The organism is Pseudoflavonifractor sp., assembly GCF_050943825.1.
GTDB lineage: Bacteria > Bacillota > Clostridia > Oscillospirales > Oscillospiraceae > Pseudoflavonifractor.
This window is the reverse complement of record NZ_JBMNPX010000002.1, coordinates 164,337-184,770: the sequence shown is the minus strand read 5'-3', so window position 1 is coordinate 184,770 and position 20,434 is coordinate 164,337. Positions and strand designations below refer to the sequence as shown.

General features: G+C 62.6%; 18 protein-coding genes. 2 read left to right on the top strand and 16 right to left on the bottom strand.

Features of this window, described 5'->3' with window-relative positions; translation table 11 throughout:
* Positions 1-32 precede the first annotated feature (32 nt).
* Entirely contained in the window at positions 33-1,163 is a 1,131-nt protein-coding gene (locus ACOX7T_RS03295; protein WP_433439870.1) for a DUF3048 domain-containing protein, read from the top strand.
* Positions 1,164-1,224: 61 nt separating this feature from the next.
* Here the strand turns inward: ACOX7T_RS03295 and ACOX7T_RS03290 are convergent, their stop codons facing one another.
* The 16 genes from ACOX7T_RS03290 to ACOX7T_RS03215 form a co-directional block, all read right to left on the bottom strand.
* Positions 1,225-2,508, bottom strand: coding sequence for an O-acetylhomoserine aminocarboxypropyltransferase/cysteine synthase family protein (locus ACOX7T_RS03290; protein ID WP_433439868.1), 1,284 nt, complete (start codon positions 2,506-2,508; stop codon positions 1,225-1,227).
* Between the two features lie 123 nt (positions 2,509-2,631).
* Positions 2,632-3,576: a GerMN domain-containing protein gene (locus ACOX7T_RS03285; protein ID WP_433439866.1), complete on the bottom strand. Its 945-nt coding sequence runs from the start codon at positions 3,574-3,576 to the stop codon at positions 2,632-2,634.
* A complete protein-coding gene (locus ACOX7T_RS03280; RefSeq protein ID WP_433439864.1) occupies positions 3,573-5,057 on the bottom strand; it encodes an ATP-binding protein in 1,485 nt (494 codons plus the stop codon). Before ACOX7T_RS03280 ends, ACOX7T_RS03285 begins: the two co-directional genes overlap by 4 nt.
* Before the next feature lie 33 nt (positions 5,058-5,090).
* Positions 5,091-5,939: a metal ABC transporter permease gene (locus ACOX7T_RS03275; protein ID WP_433439862.1), complete on the bottom strand. Its 849-nt coding sequence runs from the start codon at positions 5,937-5,939 to the stop codon at positions 5,091-5,093.
* Positions 5,939-6,709: a metal ABC transporter ATP-binding protein gene (locus ACOX7T_RS03270; RefSeq protein WP_433439860.1), complete on the bottom strand. Its 771-nt coding sequence runs from the start codon at positions 6,707-6,709 to the stop codon at positions 5,939-5,941. Before ACOX7T_RS03270 ends, ACOX7T_RS03275 begins: the two co-directional genes overlap by 1 nt.
* Positions 6,706-7,653 carry a metal ABC transporter substrate-binding protein gene (locus ACOX7T_RS03265; RefSeq protein ID WP_433439858.1) on the bottom strand — a complete coding sequence of 316 codons (948 nt, stop codon included), beginning with the start codon at positions 7,651-7,653 and terminating at the stop codon, positions 6,706-6,708. Before ACOX7T_RS03265 ends, ACOX7T_RS03270 begins: the two co-directional genes overlap by 4 nt.
* Before the next feature lie 105 nt (positions 7,654-7,758).
* Entirely contained in the window at positions 7,759-8,214 is a 456-nt protein-coding gene (locus tag ACOX7T_RS03260) for a MarR family winged helix-turn-helix transcriptional regulator (RefSeq protein WP_433439856.1), read from the bottom strand.
* 12 nt (positions 8,215-8,226) lie between these two features.
* Positions 8,227-10,080, bottom strand: a complete 1,854-nt coding sequence (locus tag ACOX7T_RS03255) for an ABC transporter ATP-binding protein (RefSeq protein ID WP_433439854.1) — start codon at positions 10,078-10,080, stop codon at positions 8,227-8,229.
* Positions 10,080-11,816 carry an ABC transporter ATP-binding protein gene (locus ACOX7T_RS03250; RefSeq protein WP_433439852.1) on the bottom strand — a complete coding sequence of 579 codons (1,737 nt, stop codon included), beginning with the start codon at positions 11,814-11,816 and terminating at the stop codon, positions 10,080-10,082. The genes ACOX7T_RS03255 and ACOX7T_RS03250 overlap by 1 nt, the downstream gene beginning before the upstream one ends.
* Positions 11,817-11,973: 157 nt before the next feature.
* Complete coding sequence (locus tag ACOX7T_RS03245) at positions 11,974-12,774, bottom strand: ABC transporter permease subunit (RefSeq protein WP_433439850.1); 801 nt, start codon at positions 12,772-12,774, stop codon at positions 11,974-11,976.
* Positions 12,771-13,595, bottom strand: coding sequence for an ABC transporter ATP-binding protein (locus ACOX7T_RS03240; protein WP_433439848.1), 825 nt, complete (start codon positions 13,593-13,595; stop codon positions 12,771-12,773). The genes ACOX7T_RS03245 and ACOX7T_RS03240 overlap by 4 nt, the downstream gene beginning before the upstream one ends.
* Positions 13,592-14,197 (bottom strand): TetR/AcrR family transcriptional regulator, encoded by a 606-nt coding sequence (locus ACOX7T_RS03235; protein WP_433439846.1) that lies wholly within the window; start codon positions 14,195-14,197, stop codon positions 13,592-13,594. Before ACOX7T_RS03235 ends, ACOX7T_RS03240 begins: the two co-directional genes overlap by 4 nt.
* Before the next feature lie 143 nt (positions 14,198-14,340).
* The gene (locus tag ACOX7T_RS03230) at positions 14,341-15,282 is read right to left on the bottom strand and encodes an ABC transporter permease (RefSeq protein WP_433439844.1); all 942 of its coding nucleotides are present in this window, start codon (positions 15,280-15,282) and stop codon (positions 14,341-14,343) included.
* Positions 15,282-16,436, bottom strand: a complete 1,155-nt coding sequence (locus ACOX7T_RS03225; protein ID WP_433439842.1) for an ABC transporter permease — start codon at positions 16,434-16,436, stop codon at positions 15,282-15,284. The genes ACOX7T_RS03230 and ACOX7T_RS03225 overlap by 1 nt, the downstream gene beginning before the upstream one ends.
* Positions 16,437-16,439: 3 nt before the next feature.
* Positions 16,440-17,945 carry an ABC transporter ATP-binding protein gene (locus tag ACOX7T_RS03220; RefSeq protein WP_433440113.1) on the bottom strand — a complete coding sequence of 502 codons (1,506 nt, stop codon included), beginning with the start codon at positions 17,943-17,945 and terminating at the stop codon, positions 16,440-16,442.
* A gap of 241 nt (positions 17,946-18,186) precedes the next feature.
* Entirely contained in the window at positions 18,187-19,386 is a 1,200-nt protein-coding gene (locus ACOX7T_RS03215; RefSeq protein ID WP_433439840.1) for a BMP family lipoprotein, read from the bottom strand.
* Between the two features lie 466 nt (positions 19,387-19,852).
* Here ACOX7T_RS03215 and infC point away from each other — a divergent pair, with 466 nt between their 5' ends.
* Positions 19,853-20,416, top strand: coding sequence for a translation initiation factor IF-3 (infC, locus tag ACOX7T_RS03210; protein WP_433439838.1), 564 nt, complete (start codon positions 19,853-19,855; stop codon positions 20,414-20,416).
* Positions 20,417-20,434: the final 18 nt, after the last annotated feature.

Sequence of the window (20,434 nt, the reverse complement as noted above, 5' to 3'; positions counted from 1 at the left end):
AAACAGAATCTTGACGAACGGAGGCCCATGCCATGCGACTGCGCCGGATGCTCCCTCTCTGTCTGTCCCTGCTGCTTCTGCTCTCCGCCTGCGGCTCCAAGACGGCGGAGGTCACCCCCACGCCCCCGGACATCCCCACCCTGCCCGCCAGAACCGAGGCTCCCGAGCCCTCCCCCACCCCCACTGAGACGGCGGAGCCCGAGTACACCGGTCCCCGCAACCCCCTCACCGGCGAGCCCATGGAGGAGGAGTGGGTGAACAAGCGCCCGGTGGCCATCATGCTCAACAATCTGGAGCAGGCGCTGCCCCAGCAGGGCCAGTCCGAGGCGGATATCATCTACGAGTGCCTGGAAGAGGGCGGTATCACCCGCATGATGGGCGTGTACCAGAACCCCCGGGATGTGGGGGTCATCGGCTCGGTCCGCTCCACCCGCACCTACTACCTGGAGCTGGCCCTGGGCCATGACGCCATCCTCATCCACGCGGGCGGCAGTGATGTGGCCGGTGTGGAGGACGCCTACGGCAAAATCAGAGCCTGGGGCGTCACCTCCCTGGACGCCGTCCGTGGCCCCTACATGAGCAACAGCGAGGGCGGCAATCTGATGTGGCGTGACCCGGGCCGGAAGTCCACCAACGGGTACGTCCACAGCGTCATCACCACCGGCGCGAAGATTGACGAGATCTTCTCCGCCGCCTCCTTCCGGCAGGAGCACGAGGAGGGCTGGAGCTACCAGATGGACTTTGCCGACGACGGCACCCCCGCCGGCGGCACCGACGCCCCCGTCATCACGGTGCCCTTCTCCAACTACAAGACCGGCGTATTTACTTACGACCCGGAGACCAAGCGCTACCTGGTCTCCGAGTACGGCGCGCCCTACATCGACGGCAACACCGGCGAACAGGTGGGCGTGACCAACGTGGTGGTGCTGCGCACCGCCTGCCGCAACACCGGCGACTCCTACGGCCATGTCTCCGTGGACCTGTCCAGCGGTGGCACAGGGTACTTTGCCTGCGGCGGAAAGGTCACGGACCTGGTGTGGAGCAAGTCCGAGCCCGACGGGCAGCTCTACTACACCGACCTGGAGGGCAACCCCATCGTCTTTGGCCGGGGCAAAACCTACGTAAACATTGTCCCCCTGGACTCCCAGGTCACCTTTGAATAAATGTCTTTATACAAAAAATCCCTCTCCCGGTACGGGAGAGGGATTTTTGTGTTATCTCCGGTTACACACCGGCCAGGGCCTTATCAATGTCGGCCAGGAGGTCAGCGGGGTCCTCGATACCCACGGACAGGCGCACCAGGTCAGGAGAGACACCGGCGGCAGCCAGCTCAGCGTCGTTCATCTGGCGGTGGGTGGTGGAGGCGGGGTGGAGCACGCAGGTCTTGGCGTCGGCCACGTGGGTGGCGATGGAGGCCAGCTCCAGCCCGGCCATGAACTTGGAGGCCGCCTCACGGCCGCCCTTCACGCCGAAGGACACCACGCCGCAGGTGCCATTGGGCATGTACTTGGCGGCCATGGCGTGGTACTGGTCACCCTCCAGGCCGGGGTACTTGACCCAGGCCACCTTCTCGTGGCTCTGGAGGAACTGGGCCACAGCCAGGGCGTTGGAGCAGTGCTGCTTCATCCGCAGAGGCAGGGTCTCAAGGCCGATGTTCAGGTAGTAGCAGTTCTGGGGAGAGGGGATGGAGCCCAGGTCCCGCATGAGCTGGACAGTGGCCTTGGTGATGTAGGCGCCGGCCAGGCCGAAGCGCTCGGTGTAGGTCACGCCGTGGTAGCTCTCGTCGGGGGTGGTCAGGCCGGGGAACTTGTCGGAGTGGGCATTCCAGTCGAACTTGCCGGAGTCCACAATGGCGCCGCCCACCGCGTTGGCGTGGCCGTCCATGTACTTGGTGGTGGAGTGGGTGACGATATCAGCGCCCCACTCGAAGGGACGGCAGTTCACAGGGGTGGGGAAGGTGTTGTCCACGATGAGGGGCACGCCGTGGGCGTGGGCCGCCTTGGCGAACTTCTCGATGTCCAGCACAGTGAGGGCGGGGTTGGCGATGGTCTCGCCGAACACGGCCTTGGTGTTGGGCCGGAAAGCGGCCTCCAGCTCAGCCTCAGAGCAGTCCGGGTCCACAAAGGTGAACTCAATGCCCATCCGCTTCATGGTGACGGCGAAGAGGTTGAAGGTGCCGCCGTAGATGGCGGAGGAGGCCACCACATGGTCGCCGCAGGAGGCGATGTTGAACACGGCATAGAAGTTGGCCGCCTGGCCGGAGGAGGTGAGCATGGCCGCCGTGCCGCCCTCCAGGGCGCAGATTTTGGCCGCCACGTGGTCATTGGTGGGGTTCTGGAGGCGGGTGTAGAAATAGCCGCTGGCCTCCAGGTCAAAGAGCGCGCCCATCTGCTCGCCGGTGGCGTACCGGAAGGTGGTGGACTGGACAATGGGAATATTCCGGGGCTCCCCGTTTCCGGGGTGGTAGCCGGCGTGGATGCAGTTGGTGTTCATACGGTAGTCACTCATGGTCATGCTCTCCTTTTTCTTGGGTAAGCCGTCTGTCCGGCGGCAGGCCTGTTCCCAGGCCCTGAACTGGTCAAATTTCTCTTTTTACGGCAAGTTATATCCTACACGTCCGGTGGGATTCTGTCAAGACTCCAGCAGGGTCCAGTCCGGCTCCAGGGGCATGGAGGCGGGCACGCCGCCGATGGACTCTATGGCGTGGCCGTCAGAGAGAAGCTGCACGGTGCTGATGGACAGCTTCTCCTGCATGCACAGGGTGTCCACAATGGAGTACAGCAGCAGCCGGGCCGCCTGCGCCTCTTCGGGCAGTCCGGCCATGAACTCGGACGACAGGTTCACGGTGCACACGCCGCCCTCCACCGAGATGCCCCGCAGTTTGGTGCCCTCCGGCATCAGACTGGTCAGTTCCTGGTATCTGGGACCCTCCAGCAAGGCGGTGAACACCGCGCTGGCCAGGGTCTCACCCTCGTTCTGCACCACGTCCCGGTACTCCACGCCCAGGCCGCCGCCGTCGGCCCTGGGGAAGCACAGGCCCACCGACACGGTGAGCGCCCCCTCCCCCGTCCCGGGCAGCAGCACGTCGTCCTTCCCCATGGTGCGCATGGTCTGGTAGGGCAGGGGCTCCCCCTCCACGGTGATGTACACCTCCTCCACCCCCTCCAGCTGGCAGAGGGTGAGGGTGAGGCAGGAATTGGCCACGGTCAAATCCACGCCGGACAGGCCGCCGTACTGCTCGGACAGGTCCAGCCGCAGCTGTCCCTCCTCCTGCTGGCAGGAGAGCAGCCGGGTACCGGAGGGCGCGGGCGAGGCCAGCCCGGCCGTCTCAGGCTGGGAGAGCACCAGCTCCGCCAGGGCGGAGGCGGTGTCCTCGCCGGAGGGGATGCGGTACTCCCAGTCCACCACCTGCACCGTGGACTGCTCCCCGGTCACCGCGTAGTAGACCCGATAGGCGCCCTCGGGAGGCGATTCCTCGCCGCCCTCCAGCAGGGCGCAGGCAGAGAGGAGCAGCAGCCCGGTCAGAACCAGCAGCAGTCCGCCGCTCCGGTATTGGCGCAAATCACACCGTCTCACAGCTTGCTCCCCCCTTCCGGCCCGCAGAGCGGAAACACAACCTCAAAGCAGGTGCCCGGGTCCGGGTCGCGGCGGCGGACGGTGACGCTGCCGCCGTGCTGCCGGGCGGTGTCCCGCACGATGGACAGCCCCAGGCCGGTGCCGCCCGCCTCCCGGGAACGGGCCTTGTCCACCCGGTAGAACCGGTCGAATACCTTGGGCAGGTCCTCCTCCGGGATGCCCACGCCGGTGTCCTCCACCCGGAGGAGCACGCTGGAACCGCGGACAAACAGCTTGACCGTCACAGTGCCGCCGGGCAGGTTGTACTTGATGGCGTTTTCCATCAGGTTAAAGGCAATCTGGTAGATGTCGTCCTGGGTGGCCCGGACAAAGCAGCCCTCGTCCAACCGGCAGAGCAGCTCCACGTCCACCGCCTTGGCCAGGGGGGTAAGCATGTGCTCCACCTTCTCCACCACGTACTTCACGTCCACCGGCTCGGTGTGGACCGGGGCGGCGTTGTCCATGCGGGTGAGGGTGAGGAGCTTTTCGGTGATGCGGGTGAGCCGCTCGGCCTCCTCGCCGATGTCGCTGACAAACTCCTTGCTGGTCTCCGGGTCGATGTGGTCGGACTGGAGGATGGAGTCGGTGAGCAGGCGGATGGAGGCCAGCGGGGTTTTCAGCTCGTGGGAGGCGTCGGACACGAAGCGGCGCCGCACCTCCTCCGTGGTCTGGAGACGGCCGGTGAGCTGGTCGAACTCGTCGGCCAGCAGGGCCAGCTCGTCGTGGCCGCCCAGCTGGACCCGGTGGCTGTACTCGCCCTCCCGCACGATGCGGATGGCCTTGAGCAGGGTACCCATCCGCCGGGTGAGGGCCCGGGAGAACACCACACTCAGCAGCAGGGCCACCAGGCAGATGACCACCGAGATTCTGCCCAGATTCCGCTGGACGCCGGAGAGCAGGGCTCCCTGGTCGGCGTCGTACTCATAGAGGCACACCGCGCCGATGATGGACCCCCGGTAGACCACCGGCGCGGCCGCCCGGTTGCGGAACACACCGTCCTGGTACTGGCAGGTGAACACGTCGTAGCCCTGGCCCTTGAGGGCGGTGACCACCTCGCCCACCAGGGCGTACCGGCCGATGGTGGCGCCGGTGTCCCCGGTGTCGTAGATGATCATGCCGGAGGCGTCGGTCACCAGGATGCGGATGCGGGCCAGGTCCACGTTGTCCTGGAGCCGCAGCTCCTGAAAGACGCCGTCGGCGCCGTCATAGGTCATGGTACGCAGGCTGGACAGGGCCGAGGAGATGATGGACGCCTGGCTCTGGAGGGCGGTCTGCTTGGAGGTCTCCACCAGCTCCCGGGAGGCCAGGAGCGGGTAGGTGTTGAGCAGCACCAGCACCGCCGCGATGACCGCGATGTAGGTCAGGGCGAATTTGGTCTGGAGGGAGCTCCAGAGGTGCACCTTCCGGGGCGCGGAGCGCTCGGGATGCTTTTTTCTGTTCAAGGACTCCGCCTCCTCTCGTCTCCGGCGGTGATGTCAGGCCCGGCGGCCCCGCAGCAGGAAGGTGACGGCGAAGAAGGCCGCCAGATACAGCGTGATGGACGCGCCGGCAGAGGTGCCCGCGTAGTAGGAGGTCATCAGTCCGGCGATGCCGGCCACAATGGCCCCCAGGATGGAAAACAGGTGGTACTGCCGCATGTTGCGGGCCAGGTTCCGGGCCGAGGCGGCGGGGAGCACCAGCAGGGAGTTGATGACCAGCAGGCCCACCCAGGTCATGGACACGGTGACCACCACGGCGATGGCCGCGGAGAACAGACCCTCCTGCCAGAACACCTTAATGCCCCGGCTGTCCGCCAGGGCGGGGTGGATGGAGGAGAGCATCAGCTGGTTGAAGGACACCAGCCACAGCACAATCACCAGCAGCAGAATGAGGGCCAGCAGGCCGATTTTGCCCGGCTCCACGCTGAGAATGTCGCCGATGAGCAGGTTGTTGAACTTGGTGAAGCTCTTGCCGCCCAGGGTGGCCAGGAAGATGCCCAGAGCCACCGCCGTGGAGGAGAAGACGCCGATGACGGTGTCGCTGGCCATATGGGTCCGGTGGCGCACCAGGGTGAAGAGCAGGGAGAAGGCGATGGCAAAGACCACCGCGCACCACATGGGGTCCACAAAGCCGAAGATGGCGCCGATGGCCATGCCGGTAAAGGCGGAGTGGCCCAGGGCGTCGGAGAAGAAGGACATCCGGTTGGTGACCACCATGGTGGACAACAGCCCGAACAGGGGTGAGATAACCAGCACCGCCAGCAGGGCGTTCTTCATGAAGTAGAGCCCGTCGGGCCCGGCCCAGTCAAAGGGCAGGACGGACACAATCTGATACCACAGCTCCATTACGCGCCCGCCCCCTTTCTCAGGTCCAGGTGGAACACCGACTTGAACTCGTCGGAGGAGAGGACCTCCGCAGGCGTGCCCACCTTCAGCACCGTGGACTTGAGGAGGATCACCTGGTCGGCGTACTCCTCCAGGGTGGCGAAGTCGTGGGTGGACAGGAGGATGGACAGGTCGTACTGGGTGCAAATCTCGTCCAGCATGTCCAGCAGCTGCCGCTCGCCGTCGATGTCCACACCGGAGAGAGGCTCGTCCAGAATCAGGATGTGGGGCAGGGGCTCCAGGGCCATGGCCATGAGCACCCGCTGGAGCTCACCGCCCGACAGGGCACCCATGCGCTTGTCAATGAGGTCGGCCCCGTGGACCCGCTCCAGGCAGGAGAGTACCCGCTTGCGCAGGCTTTTGGGCGTGGGCAGAAACACCGGCCAGGAGGAGATGGCGGCGGAGAAGAAGTCGAACACGCTCACCGGGTCCCCCCGGTCAAAGGCGGGAGACTGGGGCACGTAGCCGATGAGGGGTCGGGTGTGCTTTCCCCCCGCCTTCTGGAACTCGATGGTGCCGCTGTGGGGAATCTGGCCCAGCACGGCCTTGAACAGGGAGCTCTTTCCCGCGCCGTTGGGGCCGATGAGGGCCACAATCTGGCCGCAGTGGAGGTGGAAGCTCACGTCCCGCAGGATGTCCGCTCCACCCATGTCCACCCCCAGGCGCTCCACCCGGAGGCAGCAGGCGCCTGCACAGCCGGCGCCCTGGATTTCATGCTTTGGTTTTCTCATTCATAGGCCTCCAGGATTGCGTTGACATTCTGCTCCAGCCCGGCCCGGTAGGGGTCGGCGCTGTCCGCGGGCACCGCCTCGGCGCTCATCAGCATGGTCAGCTGCGCCACCCTGACCCCCGTCTCCCGGGACACCGCGTTGGCGGTGGCGTCGGAGCCGTTGGCCTCGGTGAAGATGGCGGGCAGCCGGTATTCTTCAATCAAATCCAGAATCTCCACCAGTTCCCTGGCGCTGGCCTCGCTGCCCGCCTCCTCCTCAATGGCCTTGACCACCGTCAGGCCCATGGCGTCGGCAAAGTAGCCAAAGCCCTCGTGGAAGGTGATGAGCTCCCGGGGCTCCAGGCCGGAGAGCTTGTCCCGCAGCTCCTCCCCCAGGGCGGTCAGCTCGGCGGCGTAGGCCGCGGCGTTGTCCGCGTACAGCTGGGCGTTGTCCGGGTCGGCCTGGGCGAGGGCGGCGGCGATGTTCTCCACCATCACGGCGGCCCGGGCCGGGTCCATCCAGATGTGGGGGTCGTACTCGCCGTGGTCGTGGCCGTCGTGGTCCTCCTCGTCGCCGTGCTCGGCGTGCTCCTCGGCGCTCTCGCCGTAGTGGAGGAGGGACACGCCCTCGGAGCAGTCCACCGTGGGCACGCCGCCGGACTCAATGGCGGCGGACATGGCGTCCTCCAGACCCACGCCGTTGAGCAGCAGCAGGTCGGCGCCCTGGATGGCCTTCATGTCGTTGACGCTCAGGGTATAGTCGTGGAGACAGCTCATGGGCTGGTTGATGACCGCCTGGGTCTCCACCCCCTCGGCGCCCTCAATTACCCGGCTGGTAAAGAGATAGATGGGGTAGGTCATGGCCGCCACAGTCAGGGTGTTGTCCTCCTCCGCCGGGGCGGAGGCCGGGCCGCAGCCGGACAGCAGCAGCGCAAGGCTCAGGAACAGGGGGATGAGTTTCTTCATACAATACCTCGCCAATAAAATACCTGCCGGACCGCGCTTTCCCGCAGGTCCGGCAGGTTTTATTATACCGCTCTTTGCACATTTTGTAAAATGTTTTCCCACTTGTCAGGTGGATTTTCCCCCGAACAGGGTTTCGCACCGGTCCAGGTTCGTCCGGATATGCTCCAAATCCCGCCGGAGCCGTTCCTGCTCCTCCTGAGAAAAGCCCTGGCAGAGCAGATCGTCCACCCGGTCAAAGCCCTCCTGTACCTTGGCGGCCTTCTCCCGCCCGGCGTCGGTGAGCCGGACCAGATAGGACCGCCGGCTGCCCGGGTGCTCCTCCCGGCGGATGAGCCCCATCTCCTCCAGCCGGTCCAGCGCCCGGGAGAGGGTGGCGGCGTCCAGGGAGCAGGCGTCGGCCAGCTCCCGCTGGGTCAGTCCGTCCCCCTGGAGAAGCCGGGCGAGAATCCGGGGCTGGCCCTGGCCCAGGGTGAGCCCCAGGCCGGAGAACCAGGGCTGGATCAGCCGGCGGCGGCTCAGCTCCATCTGAAACAAAATGGTCCGCAGCGCATCCTTTTCCACAGTGTTCCCCCCTTACTCCAGCTCGAACTGGCCGGTGTAGAGCTGGTAATACCGGCCCTTCTGGGCCAGCAGCTCCTCGTGATTGCCCCGCTCGATGATCCGCCCCTGCTCCAGCACCAGAATGGCCTGGGCGTTGCGGACGGTGGAGAGCCGGTGGGCGATGACAAACACGGTGCGGCCCTCCATGAGCCGGTCCATGCCCAGCTCAATGAGCTGCTCGGTGCGGGTGTCCACCGAGCTGGTGGCTTCGTCCAGCACCAGCACCGGCGGCGCCGCCACGGCGGCCCGTGCGATGGTGAGCAGCTGGCGCTGGCCCTGGGACAGATTGGCGCCGTCGGAGGTGAGCATGGTGTTGTACCCGTCAGGCAGGCGGCGGATGAAGGAGTCGGCGTTGGCCAGCTTGGCCGCCGCCTTCACCTCCTCATCGGTGGCGTCCAGCCTGCCATACCGGATGTTCTCCAGGATGGTGCCGGTGAAGAGGTGGGCATCCTGGATGACCATGGCCATGGACCGGCGCAGGTCGTCCTTACGGATGTCCCGCAGGTCAATGCCGTCGTAGGTGATGGTGCCCTCATTGAGCTCATAGAACCGGTTGATGAGGTTGATGATGGTAGTCTTGCCCGCGCCGGTGGAGCCCACAAAGGCGATCTTCTGCCCCGGCTTGGCAAAGAGGTCAATGCCGTGGAGGATGGTCTTTTTGCTGTTGTAGCCGAACACCACGTTGTGGAACCGCACGTCCCCCCGGAGCGGCACCAGCCTGACCGTCCCGCCGGCCTGGGGCACCCGCCAGGCGTAGATGCCGTCGGCGTCCTCGGTGAGGGTGCCGTCAGCCCTCTCCCGGGCGCGGCACAGGGTGACCTTGCCCTCATCCACCTCAGGCTGCTCCTCCATCATCTCAAAAATACGCTCCGCGCCCGCCAGGGCCGCCATCAGCAAGTTGACCTGCTGAGTGAACTGGTTCATGGGCATGGCGCTCTGCCGGACATACACCAGGTAAGCTGACAGGCTGCCCAGGTCCATCAGCCCGGAGAGGACGAACATGCCGCCCACGCAGGCGGACACGGCGTAGTTGAAGTAGGACAGGCTGACGATGGTGGGCACCGTCATGCCCGAGTAGGTGACGGCCTTGGTGGCCGATTTCCGCAGGGCCTCGTTCCTGCGGCAGAACTCCTCAAAGTCCTGGGGCTCGTGGTTGAACACCTTCTCCACCTTCTGGCCGGAGACCATCTCCTCAATGAAGCCGTTCAGGTCGCCCAGCCGGGCCTGCTGCTCGTTGTAGTACCGGCGGCTGCGCCTGCCGTTCCAGCGGATGAACAGGGCCATGGCCGCCAGGAAGGCGATGACAATCAGGGACAGCTTGAAATTGAGCACCAGCAGCATGGTAATGGTACCCACCACCATAATGCCGCTCTGGATGATCATGGTGAAGGAGTTGTTGAGCATGTTAGTGAGGGTGTCCACGTCGTTGGTAAAGCGGCTCATCAGCTCGCCGTGGGTGTGGGCGTCAAAGTACCGCAGGGGCAGGGTCTGGACGTGGGCAAACAGGTCAGCCCGGATCTCGGCCACCACCTGCTGGCCGGTGTGGGCCATGAGCTGGTTGTAGCCCCAGGTGGCGGTGACGCCCGCCAGGTACATCACGCCCATCATCAGCAGCATGGTCAGCAGTCCGCCCACATCTCCGGGCAGCACATATTGGTTGATGACCGGCTTGAGCAGATAGGTGCCGAAAATATTGGCGCCGCTGCCGATGAACACCATCACCGCCACGGCGATGAGGGCCAGCTTGTGCCGGCCCAGGTAGCGCATCAGCTGGAGCACGGTCTTTTTGGTGTCCTTGGGCCCCCGGCCTCTTACCATTGCAGCCATTATTCCAGCGCTCCTTTCTGCTGAGACTGATAGAGCCCCTGGTAGAAGGTGTTGGAGGCCATCAGGCTCTCGTGAGTGCCCACGGCGCTGATTTTTCCGTCCTCCAGGATGAGGATCTGGTCGGCGTCCTGGACGGAGGTCACCCGCTGGGCGATGATAATCTTGGTGGTGCCGGGCAGGCCTTCGGCCAGGCCCTGGCGGATTTTGGCCTCGGTGGCCGTGTCCACCGCGGAGGTGGAGTCATCCAGGATGAGCACCTTGGGGCGCTTCAGGATGGCCCGGGCGATGCACAGCCGCTGCTTCTGGCCGCCGGATACGTTGACGCCCCCCTGGCCCAGCTCGGTGTCGTACCCGTTCTGGAGCCGGTCGATGAACTCGTCCACGCAGGCGATGCGGCAGGCGGCGTCAATCTCCTGGTCGGTGGCGTGGTCGTTGCCCCAGCGGAGATTGTCCTTCACCGTGCCGGAGAAGAGGGTGTTCTTCTGGAGCACCATGGCGATGGCGTCCCGCAGGTGCTCCAGGGGGTACTCCTTCACGTTGCGGCCGTCCACATACACCGCGCCGTCGGTGACGTCGTAGAGCCGGGGAATGAGCTGGACCAGGGTGGACTTGGCCGAGCCGGTCTGGCCCAGAATGCCCACCGTCTGCCCCGCCTCAATACGGAAGGACACATGGTCCAGTACGTTCTCGCCCTCCCCTGCCCGGTAGCGGAAGGTCACGTCGTCGAACACAATCTCACCCCGCTCCACCCTGGCGTCAGGGTCGGTGACGCCGGGGGTCTCGGTGATGTCGATCTCCTCGTCCATGACCTCCAGAATCCGGCGGCAGGAGGCCAGGGACCGGGTGAGCAGGAGGAATACGGCGGAGAACATCATCAGAGAGTTGAGCACCTGGAGCACATAGCTGAGGAAGCCGGTCAAGTCGCCCACCTCCATGCCCCCCACCATGGTCAGCCGTCCGCCGAACCAGAGGATGGCCAGGATGGTGCTGTACATGATGAGCTGCATGGCGGGCATGTTCAGGGCCGCCAGACGGAAGGCCCGCTCGGTGGTGTCCCGCAGGTTTTTGTTGACCTCCTCGAACTTCTCCACCTCGTAATCGCCCCGGACGCAGGCCTTTACCACCCGGATGGCAGTCAGGTTCTCCTGAATGATCCGGTTGACCTGGTCCATGGCGCCCTGCATCCTGCCGTACATGGGCCGCACCCGCCTGACAATCTGCCACAGCAGGATGCCCAGCAGAGGCGCCGCCACCAGGAAGACCATCGCCAGCCTGGGGCTCATGCGGAAGGACAGAGCCAGTGCCATAATCATCATGATGGGGGACCGGACGCCGGGCCGCAGGCCGGTGGCCACCGCGTTCTGTACGGCGGTCACGTCACTGGTGAGCCGGGTGACCAGCGAGGAGGTCTGGAACCGGTCGGTATTGGCGAAGGAGAAGGCCTGAATCTTGCGGTACTCCTCCTTCCGCAGCTCTGCGCCCAGACCCTGGCCGCAGATGGCGGCAAACCGTGCGCTGCCCGCGCCGAAGAGCAGGGCCAGCAGGGCGCACACGCCCATCATGGCGCCCCGTGTGAATATGTACACCGTATCCCCGTTTTTGACGCCCACATCCACGATGTCCGCCATCAGGAAGGGGATAATCAGCTCAAAGACCGCCTCGATGGCGATACAGAGCACCGCCAGTATGGTGTATTTCCGATAGGGCTTCAGGTAGGAGAAAATCCGCAGAAGCACAGGCCGTCCCTCCTCAGTTGCAGTTCTTATTATTGCATGTGCAATTATTGTATACGCATCACATGCAGATGTCAACCCTGGCGCCCTTTTCCTTGTCAATTTCCTGAAAAAGCATAGAAAACGGCCTGTCTGCCAAATTGACAGACAGGCCGTTTTCTTACAGGTGCAGGTCTCTGCGCCGGAATACCGCAACGGCCAGCGCCGAGAGGAGGACAGCGCCCGCCAGCAGAATGCCCGCGCACAGCCATGCTCCGCTCTCTCCGCTCACCAGGCCCTCGGCCTGATAGAGGGAGAAGATGGTGGCGTACTTCATGTTCTCCAGCTTGCCGCCCATGTTGGCCAGCATCTGCACCACATACATGAGCACCGGCACACCCGCCCCAAAGGCCAGGCTGTATCTGGTGTCCTGGAAGGCGCAGGAGCACAGGAAGCAGAAGCCGCCGATGAACAGCTGGAGGAACAGCAATCCCACATTGAGCCGCAGCAGCTCCGCCGCCGCCAGCTCTCCCGGGAACAGGGCCTGGGCTGTGGCTAGCTCCAGGGCGGTGCAGTAGCCCAGCAGCAGGAAAATGCCCGTAAAGAGCACGGCCAGCTGGGTGAGGGCCACGGTGGTGCGATGCACCGGCGCCGCCAGCAGGGAGGCCATGCTGCCCCGGTCCACATATTTGGCCACCAGGCCGTTGGAGCGGATGATGGTGTACACCATGGGGAACACCAGCATGAGCATGCCGTAGAGGTAGGAGATCATGAATCCGGCCAGGGTGTCCCCCGTGCCCGTCATGCCCACCGCCGCCATCACCTCGGGCATCAGCTCTTCAAACTGCTTGAGGGCATCGGCCATCTCCGGGTCAAACATGCCGATGATCATGGTGATGTAGAGGGTCAGAACGCCCGCAATGATCACCAGCAGCTTCCAGGAGCTCTTCAGCTCCTTCTTGTACAGCGTCAGATTGATCATGTCCGGTCACCCCCATAGTAGTGCAGGAAAATTTCCTCCAGCGACTGCCGGGCGGTGACGGTGACCCTTCTCGGCTGCTCCGGGTCCTGCCTGCCGCCGAACTCCCTGGCAAATTCCGCCGCTGTCTGCTCCTGGTCCAGAGTGACCGTATAGGTCTTGACGTGCCGCTCCCGCAGAGCCTGGGCGCTGTCCATGGCCACCAGCCTGCCGTCACGGATAATGCCAATCCGGTCGCAGGTCCGGTCCACCTCCTCAAACATATGGCTTGACATGAGGATGGTCTTGCCCCGTCCCTTCTCCTCCTGAATCAGCTCAATAAACCGGTTCTGCATCAGCGGGTCCAGGCCGCTGGTGGGTTCGTCCAGAATCAGAATGCCCGGGTCGTGCATGAAGGCGGCCACAATGCCGATTTTCTGCTTCATACCCTTGCTCATCTTCTTGATTCTGCCCTTGGGGTCAATCTCAAACCGCTCCAGCAGCTCCTTCATTCTGCCGCTGTCCGGGAGCCCCCGGTATTTTCTGATAAAGGCGAGATACTCGTCGCCCCTCATCTCGTCGAAGAAGCAGATCTCTCCGGGGATATACCCCAGGTTCTTCTGAATCTGGACCGCCTCACGCCAGCAGTCGTGCCCGGCAATGGTGCAGCTGCCGCTGCTGGCCTTGATGAAGCCCATCAGGTGGCGGATGGTGGTGGTCTTTCCCGCGCCGTTGGGGCCCAGGAAGCCGAACACCTCTCCCTCCCCCACGTCCATGGTCAGGTCAAAGACCCCTTTTCCTCCCCCGTAGTCCCGGGTCAGATGCTCGATCCGGATGACACTCATAGATACTCCTCCCTGTACAACGCCTTTTTCAGCAGCTCCAGGAGCGGCTTCAGCCCTTCCATAATCTTCTCCGGCGGCTCCTCCGCGTGGTCACGGATAAATCCGCCTGACACATAGGTCACCATCTGATACGCGCTGACCCGGTCTACCTCCGGCTTCAGCTTCTCCCAGTTCACATTCCGGAAGACCAGCGCCGCCGCCTGCTGAATCTGACACTGGTTTGACCGCTCCAGCTCCTGCTCCAGCTGCCGGTCGTCCTCTTTCACAAGGGACAGCAGAAAGGGATACAGGCCGGAGTAGGACTGCATCACCCGCAGCTTGATCTCGCTGGCCAGCCACAGGCAGTCAAAGAAATCGTCGTTTCCCTCCCGCATCTCCCGTGAAATGATCTCGCAGGAAAACCGGAAGAGGTATTGATACAGCGCCTGCTTGGTACCGAAATAGTAGAACAGTGCCGCCTTGCTGATACCGGCAGCCTTGGCCACGTCGTTCATGGAGGTCTTGGTATAGCCGTTCCTGCCAAAGGCGTTCAATCCGGCGTCAATGATATTCCGCTGCTTTTCCGGCGGCAGGTTCTGAAAATTTGCCCGGCCGTCCTCCATTTGACACCACTCCCCTCTCGAGTTTGACCGAACCGGTCAAATCCATTATAGCATGTTTGACCGAATCGGTCAAACAAAGTATTTAAAAAATGCGGCATCCGGATAACCGGATGCCGCATTTGGTTGGCGTATAGCGGATGCCGTCAGCGCTGTCCCTTGTCGTAGGGAATACCCTCGGCCTTGGGTGCGCGGGACTTGCTGGAGGTAAAGGCCAGGATGATAAGGGAGATGATATAGGGCAGCATGTTGTACACGCTGCTGGGCAGGTTGAGGGCAGCCAGGAAGTCGAAGCCGGTGTACACGTTGCCCAGGGCACGGAACAGGCCGAACACCAGAGCGGCCAGGGCGATGCGGGTGGGCTTCCACTGGCCGAAGATCATGACGGCCAGGGCCAGGAAGCCGAAGCCGGCCACGCCGTTCTCAAACTTCCACTCGCTGACGCCGGCGGTGATATAAACGATACCGCCCAGACCGCCCAGCACGCCGGAGATGAGCACGCCGGCATAACGCATCTTGTACACGTTGATACCCACGGAGTCGGCAGCCTGGGGATGCTCGCCGCAGGCACACAGGCGCAGACCGAAGCGGGTCTTGTACAAAGTCACATAGGCCAGCACCAGGGCGATGAGGGCCAGGAGCATGAACCAGTTGAACTCAAAGCCGGCGATGTTGACGATAAAGGCCTTCTTAGGCTCGATATACTGGATGGTGGAGGAGACGTTATTCACGTTCTCCGCGGTGTTCATAGCCTTGACGAACACGGTGGCGGCAGCGGTGCCCAGCAGGTTCATGGCGGTACCCACCAGGGTCTGGTCCGCCTTGAAGTTGATGGCGGCCACGGCCAGCAGCAGGGAGTATACCAGGCCCAGACCCATGGCGGCCAGGACCACCAGCAGGATCATCACTGGCGCGGAAGTGCCGGCGGGCAGGAACTTCATCATCAGTGCGCCGCCCAGGGCACCCATGACCATGATGCCCTCCAGGCCGATGTTAATGACGCCGGAGTGCTCCGAGAAGCAGCCGCCCAACGCCACCAGGATCAGGACGGAGGCAAAAATCAGTGTATACTGAATGAGCAGTACCATTACTTGTCCCCTCCTTTCCCGTTTTCACCATCATTCTTAGCAGCCAGAGCCTTGGCTTCCGCCTTGCGGTCAGCCCGCTTGTCCATGAAGCTCTTGAAGAACAGCACGAAGCCGCACAGGTAGATGATCAGGGCAGAGATAAAGTCAGCAATCTGGGCGGAGTACATGGTCTTGTCCACGTAGGCGCCGCCGTTGGTGATATGCTGGATGAAGTAGGAGGAGAAGATGGCGCCGATGGGGTTCAGGCCGCCCAGGAAGGCGGCGGCGATGCCGTTGAAGCCCATGGCGGGCACAGAGGAAGCGGTGGTCTGCCACTGCTCGAAGCCGGTGAGGTAGAACATACCCGCGCCCATGGCGGCCAGTCCGCCGGCAATGACCATGGTGAGGATGATGTTCCGCTTCTCCTTCATACCGCAGTACTTTGCAGCATACTTGTTGAAGCCGGTGGCCTTCAGCTCATAGCCGAACATGGTCTTCTCCAGCACCACCCACACCACGATGGAGATGATGACGGCCAGGGGGATGGCGATGGTCACGTACTGGTTGTTGCTGAAGAAGCTGCCCAGACCCAGGCTGGGCAGGATGGCGCCGGGATTGGTGCTGGAGAGGGTCAGGGTGTAGGGGCTGGCGGTCTCCTTCACGTTGGCCAGCAGCATGTTGACCGCGTAGAGGCTGATCCAGTTGAGCATGATGCAGGAGATAACCTCATTGACGTTGCAGTAGGCCTTCAGAGCGCCGGAGATGCCGCCCAGGATGCAGCCGGCAACGATGGCAGCGATAAGGCACACATACCAGGGCATGCCGAAGGCAAGGGCACAGTAGAGGCTGGCGCCCGCGCCCACCACGTACTGACCGGCGGCGCCGATGTTGAACAGGCCCACCTTATAGGCAAACAGGATGGACAGGGAGCACATAATCAGGGGCACAGTCTTGACCAGGGTGTTGCCCAGATACTTCAGCTGTGCCGCGGGGCTGGGATAGTAGAGGAAGTTCTCCACAATGGTCTTGATGGCTTCCGTCGCGCCGGCGGGATTGATGATGAGCAGGACGATATAGCCCACCAACAGTCCGATCAGGATGCACAGCAGCGAGGCGGCCAGCGACTGAACGCCTTTGTTTTTCCAGATGGAACCGGACTTTTTTCCTTGCTTCATCCTTTATTTCCCCTCCCTCTTGGCGCCCGACATGTACAGGCCCATTTCTTCCACCGTGGTGGTTTTGGGGTCCAGCTCGCCCACGATCTCACCCTCGTACATGACCAGGATGCGGTCGCTCAGGGCCATAACCTCGTCCAGCTCCAGGCTGACCAGGAGGACGGCCTTACCGGCATCCCGCTGGGCCACAATCTGGCTGTGGATGTGCTCGATGGCGCCCACGTCCAGGCCGCGGGTAGGCTGGACGGCGATGAGCAGGTCGGGATTCTTGTCGATCTCACGGGCCACGATGGCCTTCTGCTGGTTGCCGCCCGACATGCTGCGGGCAATGGTGATGGGACCCTGTCCGGAGCGGACGTCGTACTCCTCAATGAGCCGCTCGGCGTAGGCGCGGATAGCCTTGCGCTTCATGAAGCCGGCCTGGACAAACTCGGGCTCAAAGTACCGCTGGAGCACCATGTTGTTCTCCAGGGAGTAGTCCAGCACCAGGCCGTGCTTGTGACGGTCCTCGGGAATATGGCTCATACCGGAGGTGGAGCGCTTGCGGATGGGCATGTGGGTGATGTCCTGGCCCTTGAAGGTGACCGTACCCGAGACAATGGGCTCCAGGCCGGTCAGGCCGTACACCAGCTCGCTCTGGCCGTTGCCGTCGATACCGGCGATACAGACAATCTCTCCGGCCCGGGCCTGGAAGGACACGTTCTTCACGGCGTTGTTCTTGTGGACCTTGGAGGCTACGGTCAGCCCCTTCACATCCAGCACCACCTCGCCGGGCTTGGCAGGCTCCTTGTGGACCACAAAGTCCACGTCGCGGCCCACCATCATCTTGGACAGCTCTTCCTTGGTGGTGTGGGCCACGTCCACGGTGCCGATATACTTGCCCTTGCGCAGGACGGTGCAGCGGTCGGCCACGGCCATAATCTCGTTGAGCTTGTGGGTGATGAAGAGGATGCTCTTTCCCTCCGCCCGCAGGCCCCGCATGATCTCCATCAGCTCGTCGATCTCCTGGGGAGTGAGCACGGCGGTGGGCTCGTCAAAGATGAGGATCTCGTTGTCCCGGTAGAGCATTTTCAGAATCTCGGTGCGCTGCTGCATACCCACGGTGATATCCTCCACCATGGCGTCCGGGTCTACCTTCAGTCCGTACTTCTCGCTGAGGGCCATGACCTTTTTCCGGGCCTCGTCCTTCTTCAGGAAGGGACCCTTGGTGGGTTCCACGCCCAGGATGATGTTGTCCAGAACGGTGAACACCTCAACCAGCTTGAAGTGCTGGTGCACCATGCCGATGCCCAGGTCGTTGGCGTCGTTGGGGTTCTTGATGGAGACCACCTGGCCATCCTTTTTGATGACGCCCTCCTCCGGCTGATAGAGTCCGAAGAGCACGCTCATCAGGGTGGACTTGCCTGCGCCGTTCTCGCCCAGAAGGGCATGGATTTCTCCCTTTTTTAACTGAAGCGTGATGTTGTCGTTTGCGATGATGCCGGGAAACTTCTTGGTGATGTTCAGCATTTCGATAGCATATGCTTGTTCCAAGCCGACGACCTCCCCCTCGTATAGTTCCGCGCCGGGCCTCTGCCGGAGGGCAAAGCCGCCTTGCGCTTAATTGACAATATCATTATACAATATCCATCGGTTTCTTCCAAGGAAATTTGACGGATTTTATAGGAAAATTCACACTGCTTTTGTCTGACTTATCCATTCAATAAAAAGAGGGCGGGACCTGGCCCGCCCTCTTTTCAGGATCTGTTTCTTACTTGATGTTGTCGTAGCTGTTGACAGTGATGGTGGTAGCATTGTCAGCAGGAGCCACGGACACGTCGTTGGAGACGGTGACCTCGCCGTCGAACATGGCCTTCACCAGGGCCTTGTAGTCGTCCTGGGAGAAGCCGTCGCCCCACTGAGTGGTCTCCATGGGCAGCTGGACGTAGTTGGCAGTGGGATCGTCGCCGGACACCAGGCCCAGGCTGTCGATCTTGCCGCCGTAGTTGGCAAAGTTGCCGTTGACGGCCTCGTCGATCATGTGCTGGGTGGTGTTGGCCAGACCCTTCATGGCGGAGGTAACGGTCATGTCCTCACCGTAGGCAGCGAGGATGCCGCTCTGGTCCACGTCCACGCCGATGACCTTGCCGCCGACCTTGGCAGCGGCCTCAGCAGCGGAGGTGTAGATGCCGCCGCCGCAGGCAAACACGACCTCAACGCCCAGGGACTGATACCAGTTGTCCATGTAAGCGGTGATGTCGGCGTCGCCGAAGAACTGGTTGCCGTAGACGTACTCCAGAGTGACGGAAGCGCCGGTCTCAGCGGCGGCAGCGTCAGCGCCCTGGATGTAGCCGTAGCCGTAGCGCTGGACAGCGGGCACAGCCATGCCGCCCAGGAAGCCCAGGTGAGTGTAGCCCAGCTTCACAGCGGCGTAGCCGGCCATGTAGCCGCACAGCTCTTCCTGGTACACGGCGCAGTACACATTGGAGGGAACCACATAGTCAGCACCCAGGTCGCCCTCGCCCACGTCCAGGGCGATGAAGGTGGTGTCGGGGTACATGTCAGCGGTCTCCTTGATGGCCTCAGCGAAGGCGTAGCCGGGGAGCACGATGATGTTGTAGCCGTCGGCCACAGCGGCGTCGATCATGGCCACACGCTCGGGGGTGGAGTCACCGGCGGGCTTGTAGTACTCGAAGGGGATGCCGGCGGGCTCACAGTAGGCCTTGCAGGCCTCATAGGTGGTCTGGTTGAAGGATTGGTCGGTGATGTCGCCATAGTCGGTGATCATGGCCACCTTCACGTCGGTAGCGGCGGGCTCGGTAGCGGGGGTCTGGCTGTCCTCCACAGGCTGGCTGCCGGAGGGAGCGGGGCTGTTGGTGTCTCCGCCGGTCTGCTGGTTGCCGCAGGCGGCCAGCGCGAAGACCATCGCCAGAGACAGAACAAGAGCCAGGATCTTACGAGACTTCTTCAATGTGATCTACCTTCCTTTCAAGAAACAGATCGCCCAGGTTCGGCAACAGACCTATCTCCGTCCCTCCCTGGGCTTGCAACGCTATTATAACGCAGACTTTACCAAAGAGCAATCGTCATTTGACTGTTTAGTCCGAATTTTTTACAAGTTCCATGTAATATTTCCTTGTTGGGACAGGCATTTTGAACAAATGGCCCAGTATTTTTGCCTCTTTTGACCATTTTTCCCGCATCCGCCCTGTCAAATATTTTTCTATCAATTTTTTACTTGACCAAAATGAAATTGTGTGGTAAAGTATATCAGCACAATAAAGCAGGAACGGTACCGCCGTCCTCACCTCCAGCCACAGGCGAAGGGGTCAACATGGTTCAGCGCGCGCCGCTCCACAGGATGCGGCGGGTGTTGTTGTGTTGGACGCGGGTACCGGTTGGTAGCCGCTTTTTTGCGGTTTCAGCCAGGTGCAGGCTTGGCTTGCTTAACGAATTGGAGGTGCTTTCCTATCAGCAAACAGGGTCATCAGCTCAATGAGGAGATTCGGGACAGAGAGGTCCGTCTGGTCGGCGCCGACGGCGCGCAGCTGGGCATCATGTCCGCCAGAGAGGCTCTGGAGAAGGCCATGGAGCAGGGCCTGGACCTGGTCAAGATCTCTCCCACCGCAGTCCCTCCGGTCTGCAAGCTCATGGACTACGGCAAGTTCAAGTTCGAGCAGCAGAAGCGGGAGAAAGAGGCGCGGAAGAACCAGCGTGTGGTTGAAATTAAGGAAGTGCGCATGTCTCCCGGCATTGACGTCAACGACTTCAATGTGAAGGTCCGCAATGCGCAGAAGTTCCTCTCCGACGGCGACCGGGTCAAGGTGACGGTCCGCTTCCGCGGCCGCGAGATGGCCCATACCGAGATCGGTAAGGACCTGCTGCTCAAGTTTGCCGAGCAGTGCGCCGAGGTGGCCACGCTGGACAAGGACCCCAAGCTGGACGGACGGCACATGTCCATCTTCCTGTCCTCCAAGGTCGGTAAGGACGCCAAGAAGTAAAACCGCTGTCCCGGCGGC

Excerpts from the sequence above, each read along its gene's own strand:
- ACOX7T_RS03295 (WP_433439870.1), top strand. The coding sequence starts at position 33 with ATGCGACTGCGCCGGATGCTCCCTCTCTGTCTGTCCCTGCTGCTTCTG.
- ACOX7T_RS03290 (WP_433439868.1), bottom strand. The coding sequence starts at position 2,508 with ATGAGTGACTACCGTATGAACACCAACTGCATCCACGCCGGCTACCAC.
- ACOX7T_RS03275 (WP_433439862.1), bottom strand. The coding sequence starts at position 5,939 with ATGGAGCTGTGGTATCAGATTGTGTCCGTCCTGCCCTTTGACTGGGCC.
- ACOX7T_RS03270 (WP_433439860.1), bottom strand. The coding sequence starts at position 6,709 with ATGAGAAAACCAAAGCATGAAATCCAGGGCGCCGGCTGTGCAGGCGCC.
- ACOX7T_RS03265 (WP_433439858.1), bottom strand. The coding sequence starts at position 7,653 with ATGAAGAAACTCATCCCCCTGTTCCTGAGCCTTGCGCTGCTGCTGTCC.
- ACOX7T_RS03255 (WP_433439854.1), bottom strand. The coding sequence starts at position 10,080 with ATGGCTGCAATGGTAAGAGGCCGGGGGCCCAAGGACACCAAAAAGACC.
- ACOX7T_RS03245 (WP_433439850.1), bottom strand. The coding sequence starts at position 12,774 with ATGATCAATCTGACGCTGTACAAGAAGGAGCTGAAGAGCTCCTGGAAG.
- ACOX7T_RS03240 (WP_433439848.1), bottom strand. The coding sequence starts at position 13,595 with ATGAGTGTCATCCGGATCGAGCATCTGACCCGGGACTACGGGGGAGGA.
- ACOX7T_RS03235 (WP_433439846.1), bottom strand. The coding sequence starts at position 14,197 with ATGGAGGACGGCCGGGCAAATTTTCAGAACCTGCCGCCGGAAAAGCAG.
- ACOX7T_RS03230 (WP_433439844.1), bottom strand. The coding sequence starts at position 15,282 with ATGGTACTGCTCATTCAGTATACACTGATTTTTGCCTCCGTCCTGATC.
- ACOX7T_RS03225 (WP_433439842.1), bottom strand. The coding sequence starts at position 16,436 with ATGAAGCAAGGAAAAAAGTCCGGTTCCATCTGGAAAAACAAAGGCGTT.
- ACOX7T_RS03220 (WP_433440113.1), bottom strand. The coding sequence starts at position 17,945 with ATGCTGAACATCACCAAGAAGTTTCCCGGCATCATCGCAAACGACAAC.